The organism is Chryseobacterium sp. Mn2064 (assembly GCF_049319685.1).
Lineage (GTDB): Bacteria > Bacteroidota > Bacteroidia > Flavobacteriales > Weeksellaceae > Chryseobacterium.
On the sequence record NZ_JBMOUE010000001.1, the window covers coordinates 780,723 to 798,178 of the forward strand.

Annotated in this window: 18 protein-coding genes; 4 read left to right on the forward strand and 14 right to left on the reverse strand. The window is 36.4% G+C overall.

Going from position 1 to position 17,456, the window contains the following annotated elements; genetic code table 11:
• Nucleotides 1–23 precede the first annotated feature (23 nt).
• The 9 genes from ACL9RH_RS03370 to ACL9RH_RS03410 form a co-directional block, all read right to left on the reverse strand.
• Nucleotides 24–629 carry an NTP transferase domain-containing protein gene (locus ACL9RH_RS03370; protein WP_422691927.1) on the reverse strand — a complete coding sequence of 202 codons (606 nt, stop codon included), beginning with the start codon at nucleotides 627–629 and terminating at the stop codon, nucleotides 24–26.
• On the reverse strand, nucleotides 610–1,086 hold the full coding sequence (moaC, locus tag ACL9RH_RS03375) for a cyclic pyranopterin monophosphate synthase MoaC (RefSeq protein ID WP_422691928.1): 477 nt from the start codon (nucleotides 1,084–1,086) through the stop codon (nucleotides 610–612). The genes ACL9RH_RS03370 and moaC overlap by 20 nt, the downstream gene beginning before the upstream one ends.
• A gap of 85 nt (nucleotides 1,087–1,171) precedes the next feature.
• Nucleotides 1,172–2,371 (reverse strand): molybdopterin molybdotransferase MoeA, encoded by a 1,200-nt coding sequence (locus ACL9RH_RS03380; RefSeq protein ID WP_422691929.1) that lies wholly within the window; start codon nucleotides 2,369–2,371, stop codon nucleotides 1,172–1,174.
• A gap of 2 nt (nucleotides 2,372–2,373) precedes the next feature.
• Nucleotides 2,374–3,360 carry a GTP 3',8-cyclase MoaA gene (gene moaA / locus ACL9RH_RS03385; protein ID WP_422691930.1) on the reverse strand — a complete coding sequence of 329 codons (987 nt, stop codon included), beginning with the start codon at nucleotides 3,358–3,360 and terminating at the stop codon, nucleotides 2,374–2,376.
• Between the two features lie 121 nt (nucleotides 3,361–3,481).
• Nucleotides 3,482–4,237: a LytR/AlgR family response regulator transcription factor gene (locus tag ACL9RH_RS03390; RefSeq protein ID WP_422691931.1), complete on the reverse strand. Its 756-nt coding sequence runs from the start codon at nucleotides 4,235–4,237 to the stop codon at nucleotides 3,482–3,484.
• Nucleotides 4,234–5,301, reverse strand: coding sequence for a sensor histidine kinase (locus ACL9RH_RS03395; protein ID WP_422691932.1), 1,068 nt, complete (start codon nucleotides 5,299–5,301; stop codon nucleotides 4,234–4,236). Before ACL9RH_RS03395 ends, ACL9RH_RS03390 begins: the two co-directional genes overlap by 4 nt.
• Before the next feature lie 58 nt (nucleotides 5,302–5,359).
• Entirely contained in the window at nucleotides 5,360–6,268 is a 909-nt protein-coding gene (locus tag ACL9RH_RS03400; protein WP_422691933.1) for a DUF6268 family outer membrane beta-barrel protein, read from the reverse strand.
• A gap of 130 nt (nucleotides 6,269–6,398) precedes the next feature.
• Nucleotides 6,399–7,307, reverse strand: coding sequence for a PhzF family isomerase (locus ACL9RH_RS03405; RefSeq protein WP_422691934.1), 909 nt, complete (start codon nucleotides 7,305–7,307; stop codon nucleotides 6,399–6,401).
• A gap of 93 nt (nucleotides 7,308–7,400) precedes the next feature.
• Nucleotides 7,401–8,519 (reverse strand): FAD-dependent oxidoreductase, encoded by a 1,119-nt coding sequence (locus tag ACL9RH_RS03410; RefSeq protein ID WP_422691935.1) that lies wholly within the window; start codon nucleotides 8,517–8,519, stop codon nucleotides 7,401–7,403.
• Between the two features lie 92 nt (nucleotides 8,520–8,611).
• Here ACL9RH_RS03410 and ACL9RH_RS03415 point away from each other — a divergent pair, with 92 nt between their 5' ends.
• Entirely contained in the window at nucleotides 8,612–9,574 is a 963-nt protein-coding gene (locus tag ACL9RH_RS03415) for a helix-turn-helix domain-containing protein (RefSeq protein ID WP_422691936.1), read from the forward strand.
• A gap of 299 nt (nucleotides 9,575–9,873) precedes the next feature.
• Here ACL9RH_RS03415 and ACL9RH_RS03420 read toward each other — a convergent pair whose 3' ends face one another.
• Both ACL9RH_RS03420 and ACL9RH_RS03425 read right to left on the reverse strand, forming a co-directional pair.
• Complete coding sequence (locus tag ACL9RH_RS03420) at nucleotides 9,874–10,494, reverse strand: hypothetical protein (RefSeq protein ID WP_422691937.1); 621 nt, start codon at nucleotides 10,492–10,494, stop codon at nucleotides 9,874–9,876.
• Nucleotides 10,495–10,559: 65 nt separating this feature from the next.
• Nucleotides 10,560–11,162: a Crp/Fnr family transcriptional regulator gene (locus ACL9RH_RS03425; RefSeq protein ID WP_422691938.1), complete on the reverse strand. Its 603-nt coding sequence runs from the start codon at nucleotides 11,160–11,162 to the stop codon at nucleotides 10,560–10,562.
• A gap of 257 nt (nucleotides 11,163–11,419) precedes the next feature.
• Here ACL9RH_RS03425 and ACL9RH_RS03430 point away from each other — a divergent pair, with 257 nt between their 5' ends.
• The 3 genes from ACL9RH_RS03430 (at nucleotide 11,420) to ACL9RH_RS03440 (ending at nucleotide 14,782) form a co-directional block, all read left to right on the forward strand.
• Nucleotides 11,420–11,833 carry a hypothetical protein gene (locus ACL9RH_RS03430; RefSeq protein WP_422691939.1) on the forward strand — a complete coding sequence of 138 codons (414 nt, stop codon included), beginning with the start codon at nucleotides 11,420–11,422 and terminating at the stop codon, nucleotides 11,831–11,833.
• Nucleotides 11,834–11,975: 142 nt separating this feature from the next.
• Nucleotides 11,976–13,022: a helix-turn-helix domain-containing protein gene (locus ACL9RH_RS03435; protein WP_422691940.1), complete on the forward strand. Its 1,047-nt coding sequence runs from the start codon at nucleotides 11,976–11,978 to the stop codon at nucleotides 13,020–13,022.
• Nucleotides 13,023–13,141: 119 nt separating this feature from the next.
• Nucleotides 13,142–14,782 carry a serine hydrolase domain-containing protein gene (locus ACL9RH_RS03440; RefSeq protein WP_422691941.1) on the forward strand — a complete coding sequence of 547 codons (1,641 nt, stop codon included), beginning with the start codon at nucleotides 13,142–13,144 and terminating at the stop codon, nucleotides 14,780–14,782.
• Nucleotides 14,783–14,873: 91 nt separating this feature from the next.
• Here the strand turns inward: ACL9RH_RS03440 and ACL9RH_RS03445 are convergent, their stop codons facing one another.
• The 3 genes from ACL9RH_RS03445 to ACL9RH_RS03455 all read right to left on the reverse strand — a co-directional run bounded on the left by ACL9RH_RS03445 (nucleotide 14,874) and on the right by ACL9RH_RS03455 (nucleotide 17,449).
• Complete coding sequence (locus ACL9RH_RS03445; protein ID WP_422691942.1) at nucleotides 14,874–15,287, reverse strand: hypothetical protein; 414 nt, start codon at nucleotides 15,285–15,287, stop codon at nucleotides 14,874–14,876.
• A gap of 195 nt (nucleotides 15,288–15,482) precedes the next feature.
• On the reverse strand, nucleotides 15,483–16,682 hold the full coding sequence (locus ACL9RH_RS03450) for an MFS transporter (protein ID WP_422691943.1): 1,200 nt from the start codon (nucleotides 16,680–16,682) through the stop codon (nucleotides 15,483–15,485).
• Nucleotides 16,683–16,837: 155 nt separating this feature from the next.
• Entirely contained in the window at nucleotides 16,838–17,449 is a 612-nt protein-coding gene (locus tag ACL9RH_RS03455; RefSeq protein ID WP_422691944.1) for a response regulator, read from the reverse strand.
• Nucleotides 17,450–17,456 lie beyond the last annotated feature (7 nt).

The window sequence follows — 17,456 nt, forward strand, 5'->3', positions numbered from 1 at the left end:
TTTAAATCTTAAAAAGTTTCTGATTAATTTTTCAATATTTTCTGGGCTTTCGCTGCATCTTCAGGTGTATTGACATTCATTAGAGCGTGCGGATTATCAGGCTTCAGGATAAGGGTATCGCTATTGATCAAAACTTTTCTTGGGCACGTATTTCCAATTCCCAGAAAATTAAGTAGAAGAGGGTAGCTTTTCGGTTCCCATATCGTGATTAAAGGTTCCGGTAGTCCATCAAAAGGACTCTCATAAGTGGTAGCCGCCTTTTCAGGATCTCTGGATTGGATTAAAAATTCAAGAGATTTCTGGTCCAGAAGAGGAAGGTCGCAGGCAACCACCAGCCAAGCTTTATCTCTCTGAGACCGCAATGCTGAAAGAATACCACCGAATGGTCCCATATTCAGGAATGTATCGGTAAGAAATTGATAACCAGAATCGAAGTTTTCCAACTGATCTTGTCTGCAGGAAATGAAAACCTCATCGCAGAGCGGAGCCAGAAGATCTGCTGCAAAATAACGCTGTTCTTTTCCATGCCAGTTGAGCAAATCTTTAGCCTGTCCCATCCGTACACTTTTACCACCAGCCAGAACAAGACCGTTGATGGCAGGTATTGTTTTATAATCTTCTGAAATCATTTTTTCCCCCTGATTTTTCTATTAACTTAATTTCTTTGATGATAATATCATGACTGAATGCCTTACACATATCATAGATCGTTAATGCGGCTGTAGAAGCTCCGGTAAGTGCTTCCATTTCTACTCCTGTTTTGGCTTCAACGTTGGCGGTGCATTCAATGACGATTTCGTTTTTTTCATTAAGTTCTATCTGCAAATTGCAGTTATCAAGTCCGATGGGATGACAAAGCGGAATCAGTTCACTGGTCTTTTTTGCTCCCATAATTCCGGCTATGATGGCAATTTGAAATACAGAACCTTTTTTTGTTTTAAAATCATCCTTCTGCAGGATTTCCAGAACATTTTCAGGTAAAGAAATGATGGCCTGAGCCACCGCTTTTCTGCGGGAGATTTCTTTGTTTCCTACATCTACTATGGTGGGTTGCCCGTTTGTATTAAGATGGGTAAAGTCTGACATATATGATGAGTTGGTATTTATTTACATGAATATTTTTTACTTTGAAGGTTAATAAGTATTCATGTATTTTTTATCAATTTTTCAGTTACAAATTATATTTCCATATTTTAAAAACGTCTCCTTTTTTAAAGATATTCTGTTCCAAAGGAAGTTCTATGAAAGCATCGGTATCGGCAAGATGAGAAAAGTCCCCGGAACCATTGGTATTAACAGATTCTGCGGTGAGTTGCCCCAATTGATTGACCTGAAGCTTCACTTGCGCAAAGTATTGAAGAGAAAAAGGAAAATCAATATCATTCTGTAAAACGGCAAACTGTTGTGGATTTTCAATACCCATAGATTTTTCTAGCCAGGGAAGAAAATACCTATGGAGACACATAAATACCGAAACAGGATTTCCCGGAAAAGCAAAAACCAGTTTATGATCTGAATTTTTACCAAACCAGAATGGTTTTCCCGGTCTTTGTTTTATTTTGTGAAAAAGTTTTTCTATTCCAAGCTCTTCACAGGCTTTTGGGAGATAATCAAATTTTCCCATGGATACTCCGCCACTCATAAGAAGAACATCGTATTCATGAATACAGCGGGAAAGTTCCTTTTTGATTTCATTATAATCATCATTAAGGTGAAGGGTCTCTGCTTGAACTCCGTATTTTTTCAGAACAGACTGTATCGTGATTCCGTTTGATTGTCTTAGCTGAAACGGATTGGGAACAGATTCTGCACTTACCATCTCATCTCCTGTAGAAATGATAAGAACTTTGGGCAGCTTTCTCACCAACAGAGAGGTTTTTCCAATGGAAGAAGCAATTCCGATAATGGCAGGAGTAATGACCTGATTGGTGTTTACTACTATTTCTCCTTGTTTTTTGTCCTTTGCTTTCAGATGAATATTTTGCCCTTTTTTTATCTCAATATGAAGTGTTGTAGTTCCATTTTCAATAGAAATATCTTCATAGCGAATAACGGTATCTACAGAATGATCCAAAGCAGCACCTGTCATTATTTCAACACATTCATCATCTGAATCAATAGATACAGAAGGTTCTCCTGCAGCTTGTACCGCTTTAATTCTGAAAGATTGAGTTCCTTTTTCATACGCTTCGTATTGGATCGCTATTCCGTCTACAGTAGGCCTGTCAAATGGAGGAAGGTCTCTGTCTGCTGTAAGATTTTCAGCCAAAACCCTTCCCAATGCCTTTTCATAAGAAATATACTCTTCTCCAAAATTCTGACTTTGGGAAAGTATAATGTTTTCTGCTTGTTGTACAGTGATCATTTCCATATTTAACCTCCTATTGTTGCCATAGACTGGTGGATTTGCGAAGCGGTTAAAGTCTGTTTCTCAGCTTCCCATCCGTCTTTGGGTTTATGATGTATTGTTTTGATGATGATATGGGTAAGTTCTTCGTCTGTTTTTCCGGAGCGCATCTCGTCTTTTAAATTGATGCCACCGCCTTCATACAGACAGCTTCTAAGTATTCCGGAAGGTGTAATTCTGATCCTGTTACAATCACCGCAAAAAGAACGGGTGTAGGCAGCAATGATTCCGATATTACCTATAAATTCCGGTATTTTATAGTGATAAGAAGTAGAGCTTTTAGGATCTTCAGTTTTGATGAGCTGTGGAAAATGACCTTTGATATGATGGAGGATTTTTGAATGATTCCAATGTAGATTGGTGGTGTGATCATTTCCATTAAAGGGCATTTCCTCAATAAAACGTACATCTACAGGAAGATCTCTCGTGAGCTGAACCAGTGGAATGATATCTTCTATATTCTGATTTTCCATCACCACAGTATTGATTTTTACCTGGATCTCATGCTTCAGCAAACCGTCCAGTGTTTTCATCACTTGGCTAAAGCTTCTGCGGCGGGTGATTTCGAAGAACCTGTTTTCGTCCAATGTATCAAGACTTAGATTAACCGATTGTATTCCAAATTCTTTAAGTAGCGGAATATATTGCTCGGTAAGAAGTCCATTGGTGGTGATGCTCAGATCTGTAAGATTATGGAGCTGTGAGATATTTTCAATAAGGCTGATGCAGTTTTTTCTTACAAAAGGCTCTCCACCTGTTATTCTTATTTTATTAACGCCCAGCTTTGTGAAAATGGAACATATTCTCACCATTTCCTCATCCGTCATCAGGTCATTCTGCTTAATCCATACCAATCCGTTTTCCGGCATACAATAGGTACAACGGAGATTGCAGCGGTCTACGACAGCCAGCCTTAGATAATTGATATGTCTTCCGAATTTGTCTGTAAGCATATTCATACAAAAGAACCTTACACAAATATACTTATTGTTTTATCGGGAAACGAAAAAATATCAGTGCTGAAAATGAAGTATTCAAAAATTCGCCACTTTATTTGTCATATCAGGGTAGAATTTAATCATCATTCAACCATTCCAGGAAATGCTGTACCCGTGCGCGGCTTACAATAATTTCATGAGGACACGATGGTTCAAATTGAATGGTGAGACGGCTGTTGATGGCCTTTTTAATTCCTTTAATCGCTTTTATATTGGCAATACAATTACGGGAAACCCTGAAAAACAGATCTGTGGGAGTCTGACTTTCCAATTGATCCAAAGTATAATTGATGATATATCGCCTATCATCTAATGTATGGAGCATAACGACTTTTTCTTCGCTGTAGAAGTAGGCAATATTTCGTGATTCTACATACAAATATCCTTCCCTGGAATGTACAAGAAAGCGGTTTTTTACCTTTTTCATCAAGGTAGATTCTACCATACGAATTCCTATAGCTTCCTGTTCTTTATCAAAATGCAGCTCTTCAAGCTTTATGATGGCCCGCTCAAGCTCTTCTTCGGAAATAGGTTTTAGAAGATAATCAATACTGTTTACTCTAAAAGCTTGAATTGCGTATTCATCATAGGCTGTCGTAAAGATAATTGGAACTTCAACTTTGATATGATTAAATATTTCAAAGCAGCTGCCATCAGAAAGACTGATATCCATCAGAATAAAATCAGGTTTATTTTCTTCCAGAAATTCTACAGATTCCAGGACGCTTTGGGTTCTTTCCAGTAAAATATAATCAGAACGGAGATGATCCATCATTCGTTTCAGCTCGGAAAAGGCAAGGCGTTCATCCTCAACAATTAAATATTTCTTCATTCTATGAAAGGTATTTTTACAATAAAGACGTTATCTTCTTGTTTTATTTCCAGTTTTTTATGATAGCGATCGTATTGTGTATTCAGAAAAGACAGGCCTATTCCTTCTCCTTTGGTAACATCGTTGCGTAAAGATATTCTGTTTTGAAAAGAAATTCCATCTTTATGAACGGAAATATGAATGAGTAAAGGATCCGCTATAGAACTTACATTATGCTTAAAGGCATTTTCAAGGAGAAGCTGAAAACTGAAGGCAACCAGTTGATGATGTTCCCAATCTTCTACAGGATCTATTTCAATTTTAAAACCGTTTTCAAACCTGATTTCCATTAAAAATAAATACTGTCTGAAGAAATGCATCTCTTCTTTTAGAGTATTTAAAGGTTTTTTGCTGACAGAAAGTACCTGCCTGTATACCTGAGACAGGGCTTTGGTATATTTGTTGGCCTGATCCTGATTTTCGTAGATCAATGAGGAAAGCGCATTCAGAGAATTAAACAGAAAATGCGGGTTTACCTGCGCTCTTAAAGCATTATACTGATACATCAGCATGTTTCTTTTGGCTTTTTCAGAAGCTTTGATTGCTTTACGTTCTGCCTGGAAGTAAAATAACAGATCGAGAACGAGAAGAATCGGCAGATTGGCTGTGATATTGAGAATAAGCCCCGATTTGTAAGACAGGGACTGCTTGATTCCAACATCAAAGATCTCAGTAACCATAAAATTAAAAGCAAAATAGAGAATGATACACAGTACTATATTGCTCACAAACAATGAAGAAGCGTGCCTGTACAAACTGGTGTGCATAGGAGTAATCCCATTAATCAATTTGATAAGCTTGTAATCCAGAAAAGTCATGACCAGCACAATAGGATAGAAGAGGGCAAACTGCAGCAGAAAATTATCCCAAAGGCTTACTTTTGATAAAATACTGCTCTTCATAATGGTATTGAAGAAAAAAATCTGGTAAACTGTGTAAATGGTGGTGACTATGAAGTAATAGAAAATAATCACGTATCTGTTGGACTTCTTTTCCTTATCCCGGAAAAATTCAGAAAAATTCATATCCTGATGGGTATAGGTTGATAGTAAAATAAGTGGCTGTTATAGCTCTGATTCATCATTATTTTCGTTTTTCTGCAAAGTTATACTTAATCCCCGCAGAAACATAAAAAGAGGGATCAAAATTGGCATTTCCCCATTTTAAGAACTGAGACGGTTCCCGATCTCTATAACGGTCTGTGCGTCCAAAGTTGGCGCCAAATGTACCACTTACCGTCCAGTTATTGAAACGGTATTCGGGTTCCAGACCCAAACTTACATAATGATGATCAAAATATTTTTTCTGACCGTCAATTTTAGCGGTAGAAAAGAAGAATTTGGGACGGTTCACGATGCGTACAGCAAATGTATCGTTGAATCTGTATCCTACAGAAAATTTAGGAGTATAACTTAATTCTGCATGATATTCCATACCGCGCTTCTTTTCACTATGGTACTGAAAGTAAGGCATTGGAATAAGCATAGGTTTATCAAAAGCATTATTCGCAATAAGCGCAACACCGGCTTTTATTTTGGGACGTAACTGCCATATAAATGAGGAGTATATGTTGATAATAAGGTTATCCATTTCAATCTTATTGAGATCTGTATGGTTAGAATATATTCCGGCAGATGCGCCTCCAATAAACATCAATTTCTCGTTGATAGGGCTCATATAGAGTATTCCAAGATCTGCAGAGGCCATTTCCTTGGGAATGGCTTCCGATGCTATGCCATCATTATTAAACGAAGTATACGACGCATTCATTGTAGCTGCCAATATTTTTGGCTGATGATATGCCGTTGGACGTACATTTACAGGAATTGTTGCTGTAAAAGTAGTGGTAACCACAGAACTTTTTGCTTCTGTCTTGTCTCCGTTATCATTAATGTACTTTTGCTGGGGAAGATACTCTGATTTTACTTCTATTTGTGCAAAAGTTTGAACTGCCTGTAGTAATGCAGCCATTATTATCCATTTCTTTTTCATTACTTTCTTATTTGAAAGCACAAAGAAACTTTAATAATTTTGCAACTAACTGTTGTTTAGTTTGTTAAATGATGGGTTTTACTATATAAAGGATGAATTGTAGAATGTAAAGGATGAATTTTCGTACAAATCAAATAGACATCATTACCCGAAACACAGCCACCGCATTTCCTGTAATTCTGATGGCTTTGGGAGTATTATTATTAACGGTAACTTCTACTTTCATTTCTCCGATTCGATTAGTGATTTCCCCTTGTCTTGCTGTAAACTCAAAAGTTCCGTCAGCCATTTCTATAATTTTGTTTTCAATGAGATACCCTCCCAACGGGCCATTAGCATTCCCTGTGACCGGATCTTCAGAAATACCGATTGCAGGAGCAAACATTCTTCCATAGGTAAGGATATTCTGATCATCGGTGTCAAATGTGAAGACAAAATAGCCGTTGCAATTTATCATTGTGCTTAGCTGAGCCAGGCTCGTAAAATCTGGAGTAAGACTGTTTAATGCGCTTCTGCTTTTAATTCCGATCATCACTTTGGAATGCCCGGTAGAAGCAATTTGTACAGGGCATCTTTCATCAAGGTCTTCTATTTTTAATCCCAGCGCTTTTATAATATTTTCTTCTGTTGAAAGATCGAAAACAGGGTTCAGTTGGAAGTCCCCTTGTGTCATTGTAATTTGATAATCATCCTCAATTCTCTCAATATAAATAGGGAGAATTCCGACTTGAGTATAAATTTTGATGATGCAGGATTCCAGCTTACTTTCTATTGCTTTTGCGTAGAGAGCCGCTATAGTAGCGTGTCCACAAATAGGAACTTCTGTAGTTGGAGTAAAATAGCGGATATGATAATCAAAACCTTCATTTTCAGAATCGGGTTTCAATACAAATGCTGTTTCTGAATTATTCAGTTCTCTGGCGATCAACTGCATTTCTTCGGAGGTCAGTTTTTCAGCATTCAATACGACTCCTGCGGGATTTCCTTTAAATTTCTCTTTTGTAAATGAATCAATTTGATACACGATAACGTCCTTCATCTATACACTATTAGTAATAGTAAAGATACTAATAAAAGAGATGTAAAATAATGGGTTGATTACCAAATCCAGCTACATTGCACAATGATTGATCTATTGAATTAATTGTTGAAAAGAAAAATCGGGATCCCGCATTTCCATTTCGTTGTTGGAGGATGAAATTTGAGCTTCTGTTGCGTAGATAAACATCTGCTGCTCATAGTTATCAATAGCCTCCTGTAAAGAAGTATATTTTTCGTTGGCTAAATTATCAGATAAGATCAATGCGTCCATAAGTCCGGTATTTACACCTTGTCCTGCAAAAGGTGGCATGAGGTGGGCTGCATCACCGATCAGAGTAATAGGTAAGGGGCGATTCTTTTTCCAGGGCTGGTCCAAGGAGAGCTTTTTGGTAGGCAGATACCAGAAAGATGACGTGGATTGGAATAAATCTTTGTAACGTTCGTCCCATTGAGAAAATCTTTTCATGAGAAATTGACGGATGGTTTCGGTGTCTTTCGGAACAAATTCCGGATCACTTGGCTTTTTAAAAATTACACCATAGCTCAAGGCTCCGTTATTATTCGGATTGATCACTATCAAGCTACCCTGATAGGCTGTCATCAACCTTTTACCTCCACATAATTGATAAAAGCCGGGACATTCTTTTTCAGGATTGGGAATATCACCCTGAATGATAACAGTTCCTGTATCTGAAACCAATGTTTCTGTAACATACTGTCTTACTCCAGACATCCCGCCATTGGCTACTATAACAAAATCAGCTGTAGCCTCTGTTCCGTTTTCAAAATCCAAAAACCATTTTCCGTCCCGAATTTTAAGATCCAGACATCTTCTGTCCCAAACAACAGTATTTTCCTTTAAACTATTAACCAACATTGTTCTTAAATTATTTCTATTGATTTCCGGATTGTCCCATTGATTTTCCGGAGTAATGTTTTTGGTAAACAGAGTCTGAAGATTCTGATCGGTAATCGTAATTCCCATAGGTATTGCTGCTTTATAATAGGCATCCAGCAATCCAGCTTTTTTCATAGCTTGCTGTCCTGATCCTTTGTGAAGATCGAGCGTTCCACCAAAAATTCTGGCATACAGATCATGATCTCTTTCATAAACCGTAACGTCTACATTTTGTAGCTGAAGCAATTTGGCCATGGTAAGACCTACCGGACCTGCTCCGATAATGGCTATTTTTTTATCTTTTAGTATCATTTTTAGTTAAATTATTGATTGATACAAAATTGTATGATATTTTAGAGATAAAATAATTATATTAGACTTAAAAATAACTGTAAAAGACTTTTATGAGGACTCCTGATCATACCGTTCCTGATGTTCTGAAATGGCTGGCCAAGAGATTAGGAACCGAAATAATACAAAGAAAGCTACAGATTCCATCTCAGTTTGGAAGCGGATATTGTACAGGTTTTATTTTCAATGAACATATCAGAATGCTTATCAGCAACTATGAGCTAAAAGAAAATGTCAATATTGAAAATAAGGCTCTTACAACAACCGGAAAGATGTTGTTTTTTAAATTTCAGAATGTTTTTCCTGAGATTGAAACCTCGCAGGAAGGAACAAAAACGCCAGATTTGCCATCTGTTTTAATAGGAACAAGCAGGATCAATACTGATGAGGTTATTTCTATTCACAGCAATACGGCTACAATCAATATTGAAATAGATGCAGAGTATTTGAAAGGACTTTTTTACTCTTCGGAACAGTCGCCTGTTTTACAGAGTCTTTTGCAGAATTCGCAACCTTTTCTTTTTGAACAAATAATTTATCCTTCTTTACAGTCTGTTGTCAACGAAATTATTTCTAATTCTGTTGACGAGAGTTTTAAACTTTTTTTTCTTCGCGTAAAAGCCGAGGAATTGATCTGCAGATTACTGATGGAACTTGAAAAGCGAGATGAAAAACATCTTTATGCTTTAAATACAAAAGATATACAAACCGTTTATAAGGTAAAAAAAGAAATTCTTGAGAATTTGGAAATTCCACCTGTCATTGGCGAATTGGCATTAAAGGCAGGAATGAGCCCAACAAAACTGAAACGATTGTTCAGGCAGATTTTTGGCGACAGTATTTTCAGTTATTACCAGGAATTTAGAATGAAAGAAGCTGCTTTTCTGCTTCGCGAAAAAAAGTATACCGTATCTGAAGTAGGATATCAGCTTGGATTTACCAACCTTAGCCATTTCTCAAAAATATTCAAAGAACACCTCGGAATGAATCCCAAACAATATTCCATGACTCACTGAAAGGAAAATTTTATACAATAGATTTTATTATTCAAAATCCGGCATCAGAGCATTCTGAAAATCTACTGAAATTGTTTTAAAACCACAAATACACTCATAATAAGGAATGTATTTGTGCTCATTACGGATCATCAGATAAAAAATAATCTCACATTGTAAAGCTCTATACCAGCCACAGTACATCTATTTTAATACTTCTCGTAGAGCATATTCACAATCATCTGCGAAGATCTGCGGTTAAAACCCCTAAAATATTCACTATAAAAAGCCACAACATTTTTTCATCCCTCATCATTATTTTAAAAGCTATATTTTATAAATCCCCCTATATTTTCAAGAGTCTTCTTTCCATTATTAAACTGATCAAAATTAGAAGCAATTCCATACATAATCTTATCCTGCTTCACTCCCAACCGTACCAACTGCAATCCTCTTGGATATCCACTGTTATCCAAATTTCCGATAGCCAATACACTGAAATAGCCCTTCAGTCCTTCTTTCAGATAAGGAGTATATTCAAAGGAAACAGACTGCTCCAGAGAAAAACCTTTCTGGTAAGTTGTGCCGATAGAGTAGGCCAATGTGTAAGAAGGTTGTGAAATTTTATATTGCAAATAAGCACTGAAGAAAGCTCCCGGATTTTTAATTCCAAAGGATGCATTAGCACTCAGTCTTTTGCTAAAACTATAAGCCAGAGTATTTCTTATAAAGAAAATATTCTCCTGATCACGGGTGTATTCAGTGTCAAATAAGGTAAGATTATTCAATTTCAGGCGGTCACTCAACTGATAATTGATGTTATGCATATAAGTGTAAGAACGATGTCCTACAACAAGATCCGGGGTATAAGATAATTTTTGCGCAGTCAGTCCCAAAGAAGCTGATAAAAGCGCAGCAACAAAGATCAATTTAGCCTTCATATTTCACTCATTAAAATTCTTTGAGCAAAATTATTCCGGCCAAAACGGAATAAACTTAAGAAATCTTAAGAAACGTCGGAGAGGTGTTTTTTTCTGAGAAAACTGAGATATTCTACCGTGATTCCGAGGTAAGACGCGATCATATATTGTGGAAACCGCTGTTCAATATTGCGATAAGCTGTAACAAACGTTCTGTATTTGGTATAAGCATCTACTCGTGAATGTTCAAACGTTCTTTCCTGTAGAGTTACGTAGGCCGATTGCATTTTTATGCGCCAGAATTCTGAGATGGAAGGAACTTCTTTATAAAGCTGTTCCAGATTATTTTTACTGATCTGAAGGATGATAGTCGGGTCTTCATTGGCTTGAATAAACATTCTTGAAGGTTGTTCACTCAAATAGCTGTACAGATCATTTACCCACCAGTTTTCAATACCTAATTGAGTGGTGTTTTCTTTCCCTTTTTGATCAATATAATAGGCATACAGGCTTCCCTGAACAATAAAACGCATATGTTTGGATATTTGCCCTTCATGCAATAGGTATTCTTTCTTTTTGAGGGTAATAATTTCTAAGTTGGAAATAATACAATCAATATCCTTATCTTCTAAAAATACGATTTCCCTAAAATGTTCTACCAGCTGCGAATATATTTTTTCTGTATTCATAATGAAATTTTGACTGCCACTAGAATCAGCAGGATGCAAATTTAAAGAAATAGTACAGCACTTTTATGGTTGATCTGTTGGGAAAGAATTGACCTGAATATTATAAAATGAAAAAAATGGTTGAATTTTTGTTATATTAACAGTATGAATTTGAGCAGAGGATATAGATCCTGATTTTGATCCATCATTTCAGGAATATATTTGAAAGCATTAATGAAGGAAATCTTTAGTAAAAATTCATTATAAAAATATACAATATGAAAAACGTAAAATTATTGATGACAGCTATGGCTGTTGTATTGTTCTCCTCGGCCGTTTCGGCACAACTTGTCCCAAAAGGAACCGGTTCTGATAAAGATAAGCACGGTTGCAAACTATCTGCGGGATATTCATTTTCGGTACTTAAAAATGACTGTGTCAGACTTTTTGAAGAAAAAATACAGCTGAAAGAAGTTAATCCCAAAAAATCGTACAAATCCAATGCAACCGTTATTCTGAGCGAGGATGGTACAAAAGCAGAGCTATTTATGCCTTCTGCTGAAGGAAGTTTGATCCTAGATAAAGAACCATCCAAAAAAGGACAACTGTATAAAAAGGGTAAATATACGCTCACTAAAGTTAAAAACTCTTATACTTTAAAGCTAGCCAATAAGCACGTTTTTAAAAGCTAGAGAGTAATCTTTTCAATATAGCCAATGAAACAATCGGTTTCATTGGCTATATTATTTTTTATAAAAAATAGATTTTCATTAATAAATGATAAATGATTCTTCCAAATCAGTCACGATTATTTGTAGTTTTGTGACTATGAGAATGGAGAACCTATCATTCATAAACGATCTGGGTAAAATTATATTTTTCCTCTTTTTGCTGTTGAGTATTTTTTTGCTGACGGCGAAATCAGAAAGAAAGCTACCCAACTATTTATTTGCTGTTTTTCTGTTGATTTCTGTTGTCGATTTCTCCGGTTTTTTTCTGGAACCTTCTGACAACAAAATTATTAATGGATTCAAAATTTCCAGTGTTTTGCTGCAGATGCCTTTGTATTATTTATATGTGAATGCAGCCTGCTATTATAACTTTACCCTTCGCAAAAAGCATCTTTTACATAGCCTTCCTTTTGTCATTTTTCTGATCTGGCTGGGAACTCAGGGAGTGTCTGAACAGGCAGGTGGGATATTTGAGATCGTTTCTGTTCTTCAATATTACTTTTATATCATCGCCGTGTTTCTGACATTGAGAACATTCAGGAAGTTGTATCAGGAAAATTATTCAAGCAATCACCATATGACTTATCAATGGCTGATGCAGACTACCATTCTTTTTGTGATTGGAAATGTCTTTGTATTAATCAGAGGCTTATTAAAGAGTAATGAAACCATTTCTTTATACTTATATGCTTTCAGTTCGGTTTTTGTATTATTTGTAATCAGCTGGCTTGTGCTGAATGCGTTGTACCGTCCCAATCTATTGGCAGGTATTAATAAAGATCTTGTTCCGGTACAATCTGTGAAAGAAACGAAAGAAGAACCGGAAGCCTTGAAAGATCTTGTTCAATTCATGACCATTGAAAAGCCCTACCTGGATGATAAGCTGACATTACAGAAATTATCAGAACAGATGAAAATGTCCGAAAAACAGCTTTCAATATTGATCAACCAACAAACAGGTAAACATTTTTTCGATTTTATTAATGAGTTCAGAATCAACCATTCTAAAGATTTACTGAAAGATCAACCCCAGCTTACTGTGCTTGAAATATTGTATGAAGTGGGTTTCAATTCTAAATCTTCGTTTTATACAGCATTTAAAAAAGAAACAGGGGTTACTCCCACAGATTACAGAAAATCAGTTGTTTAAATACTGTCCGACTTAAAGTCGAACTCATTTTTGATGTAAAAATAGTCCGAATTCCGGTAGTCGGATCTTTAAACCAATGTAAATTTCCAGATTTGCTTCATCATTTAAAATTATACAAGATGAAACTTCAGATCCAATTTACATGGTTACTTTTTACCGTTCTGAACATAGGAACATGCTTCGGACAATTAAACCAACAAAACAAAATTAAGAAAGCAGATTCGCTTATCAACAGTTATTCTCAACCGAATGCTCCGGGAATGGCAGTAGGAATTATAAAAGATGGAAAAGTAATCTATAAAAAAAAGTACGGACTGGCTAATCTTGAAAACCGTACGCCTATTACAGATTCTACCGCTTTTGATATCGCTTCTATTTCCAAACAGTTTACCGCTTTTGTAGCCTTATTGGCAGAGCAGGAGGGAAGGCTTTCATTAGAAGATGATATCCGCATTTATTTACCTGAACTAAAGAATCTACCTTACAAAATCACCATCAAACAGCTGGCCACTCATATCCATGGGCTGCCGGATTTTACCAATATCAAAAAAATGCAGGGTTTTGGAGATGAATTCAGGGTGACCAGTGCGGAAGCGATAAAGACGGTACTGGCCATCCGAAGTGTCAACTTTAAACCGGGAGATCAGTATAGCTACAATAATACCGGCTTTATGCTGCTTTCAGAAATTCTCCACAGGATTTATAAAAAAGACTTTCCTGAAATCCTCAAAGAACATATTTTCCAGCCTTTACATATGAATCACTCCATGGCAGTGAATGATCCTGTAAAAATAATTCCTAACAAGGCCGAATCCTACGATAGAAAAGGTTCCGGTTTTATCAAGCATGATCTGGGTCAGATGGAAAATGGATCTTCCAATATTTTTACGACACTGGATGATCTTTGTCTGTGGGCCATCAATTTTCAGAAACCATCCATCGGAAACCGTGAAATTTATGATAAAATGCAAAAGAATACTGTATTGAACAGCGGAGAGAAAATACAATATGGACTTGGCCTGCAGACCGGAAAATACAAAGGTCTTGATATTGTTTTTCATGGTGGTGGTACAGCAGCGTACAGATCCTATATCCTCCATGTTCCCCAATATAACCTTTCTATTGTATTGGCGGGAAATAAAAGTGTATTTGACGGATTATTAATTGCATATGGATTGGTTGATGTATTTCTTAAAGATCAGCAGGTACTTCCGCCACCGGCAAAGAAAATGAATTATTCGCATTCGGAGCTTCAGAATTTTGCAGGAACTTATGAGATGAATCCCGGAAGTTATCTGAATATAAAGACAGATGGTAAAAACCTTTATTTTGAGGGGGATACAACACCTTTTTCCGTGATGGGAGATGATAAGTTTGGCATACCTTCTATTCCTACAGGAAACTTTGTCTTTCAGAAGGAAGCGGTTACCTTCAATATTGGTGATTTTAGCTTCCATTGCAAGAAAATCATTCTGAAACCTTTGAAAGAAGAGGAAATAGATCTTAAGCAATATGTGGGATTTTATAGAAACGAGGAATTTAATACTATGTATGAACTGCTTATTGAAGATCATAAACTAATAGCCCGACATGCATTGAATGGAGATATCAGGCTGCATTTTCTGAACCGTTCAAAGGTATATTCCTATCAGTCATTTTTTGGAGGTCTTGATTTTAAATATGATAAAAGCAATACTGTAAACGGATTTATGCTTTCCGGAGGAAATTTTCAGAATATTGAATTTAAGAAAGTGAAATAAAGAAGCATTTTTGAGGTAAAAACACAATATACACAAAAGAAAACCGCAGTTCAATAGATAAACTGCGGTTTTTTATTTTTGAATAATTGAACTAGGATTCTGTTTTCAGATAGCCAAAATGTAATGTAGGTTCTTTTCCGAATAAACAGGAAAAAATATTCTGGAATTCATGAATGTATCTGCACTTTATTGCGTTTCCGTATATTTTTAGTCCTTCAAGTATTTTTCTGGAACTCAGATCGATATCGTATTTGATGAATGCTTCCGGTCTTTCGTACCGTATCCTCTGGTCTGAACTGTATGTTCTTGAGAACCCCAGTTTTTCAAGCCATTCTTCTGTTATTTTAATCGGTTTAATAGAATCTGCCGGAACGGAAATACTTTGAGTATCACTTTCAATTTTAACAAAATATGCCTGCTCAGTACTGTGAAAAATCTCAGTGATCGTATAAATCTGATTTTTGTACTCGACTAAGTTTTTGATTTTTAGATCTGCTACGTTCATAATATTTTGATTTTTAATGATAAAATGGTTCTTAGTGAAAAGCAAATACTATGCCCTGCACTGTAATGTCGTGCCGGGTTTTAGTCAATATTATGTTAATTTTTTAGAGTGGAAATGAATAAAATGTTAAGAAATAAAGCCTGTGAAGGGTATTGATCAATTCTTTCTGTTTAAAAATGTGGTATGTGTGTGGTACTATATCTTATTCTTTTCTCTGGAAGTATTGAAGGTGGCCAGAATAAGCGCAATAACAACGGATACCATAAGCACAGCAATGAAAACATTCCACGAATAGGCATGAAGAATATAACCGGTACCACTTCCAAGGATACTTGAGCCAAAGTAGTAAAACAGCCAGTAAATGGAAGTGGCTGAAGATTTACCACGTTTGGCATAGAGGGCGGTCATCTGACTGGCCATTGTGTGGGCCGCAAAAAATGAAAGGGTAAAAAGCCCGAGCCCGAAAATAAGGATATAAATATTTTCTGAGAGCAATAACAGCGCCCCTGTAAGCATAGAGAGAATCGAGCCTTTCAAAATATCGTTCGTTGAAAATTTTCTAGAAAGTCTTCCCACGATCATTGTTCCAAACACCCCGAAAGTATACATCAGAAAGATAAAAGCAATGATAAAATGACTTAAAGAAAAAGGTTTGTCTTCTAGTCTGAAAGTCAAATAATTATAAACACTCACGAAAACTCCCATAAGTAACGCCGCAATGAAGTATAAACGAAGCATATAAGGATTGGTAAGGAAGAACTGCATCTGTTTTACCTTAAGATGATAATCTGTCTTCTGCGGATTGAAGAATTTTGATTCAGGAAACAGTCTCCAGAAAACAAGACCTAATAATAAACTTTCAATTCCTATCATCAGCACTGCATTACGCCATCCGAATTCTCCTGCAATAAGGGTCGCCAATATTCTGCCACTCATTCCTCCAATCGTATTTCCGCTGAGATACATACTGATCGCCATGGGAACAGCCAGTGCACTTAGCTCTTCTGTGAGATACGCCATAGCAACAGCCGAAACGCCTGAAACAACGAAGCCTTTCAATACGCCAATCGCGATCAGAAGACTGAGGCTGGGAATCCAGGTAGAAATAATGGTGAGTAATGCCGAAGAAATCAAAGAAAATACCATCAGACTTTTTCTTGAATAGCTGTCTGCTTTAAAAGCGAAAAACAGCAGTCCCAATGCCATTCCTATGGTAGAAGAAGATACAAGCAATGAAGTATCGCCCACGGAAACTTTAAAATGTTCCGCAGCCATAGGCAACATCGGTTGAAAAAGATAAAGCTGTGCAAATACGGAAAGTCCGGAAAAGAAAATACAAAGTTTTATATACCGGAAACGTTGGCTTCCCTGGTCAGCTTTTTCAGATAGGTTCATGATTTTTGCAATTAAAATGCATAGATTGAACAGAATAGTTTACTCCTACAAATTTCCGGATTATTTTTTGAATGTAAAAATCATTGTTTCAATCATTTCTATTGGCAAAACACATCAATAGGGAAGATTAGCAGTTATTTTAGATCAAAAACCTACTAGTGCATCATTTCGTACGCTTTGATCAACTCCGCAATATTTCCTACATCAAGTTTCTGAAAAATTCTTTTTTTGTAAGTACTCACGGTAGACATTTGGATGTTGAGCTTGTTGGCGATCTCAAGATTTCCGTTGCCGTCTGCCAGAAGTTTAAAAATTTCATATTCACGCGATGAAAGCTTTTCTGCAGGATTGTCTCTTTTGTTCTGAATAATAAGTCCTATCAGTTCGGCAGGATAGAAATATCCTTTTTCGATCACCGCTTTTACGGCATTTTTTATTTCATCTTCACTGCTTTGTTTGTTTAGATATCCTTCAGCTCCTTCGCGGATGTACTGAATGGCGACATCTTTATCATAGCCTGAAAAGACAAGGATTTTTATCGTGCTCTGAATACTTTTAAGCTCCGAAATCATCTTTTTATATAAAGTTCCGGGCATATCAATATCTAAAATAAGGAGATTATAATATTGATTGGCCAGCATTTGTTTTACCTGTTCATAGTCTTCTGCAAAATCAATTGTAAGTGTAGGGTAGGCAGATTCCAGAACGAGAGCAGTACCAGCTCTCACAACATAATGATCATCCGCGATTAAGATTCTGTCATTCATATATAAT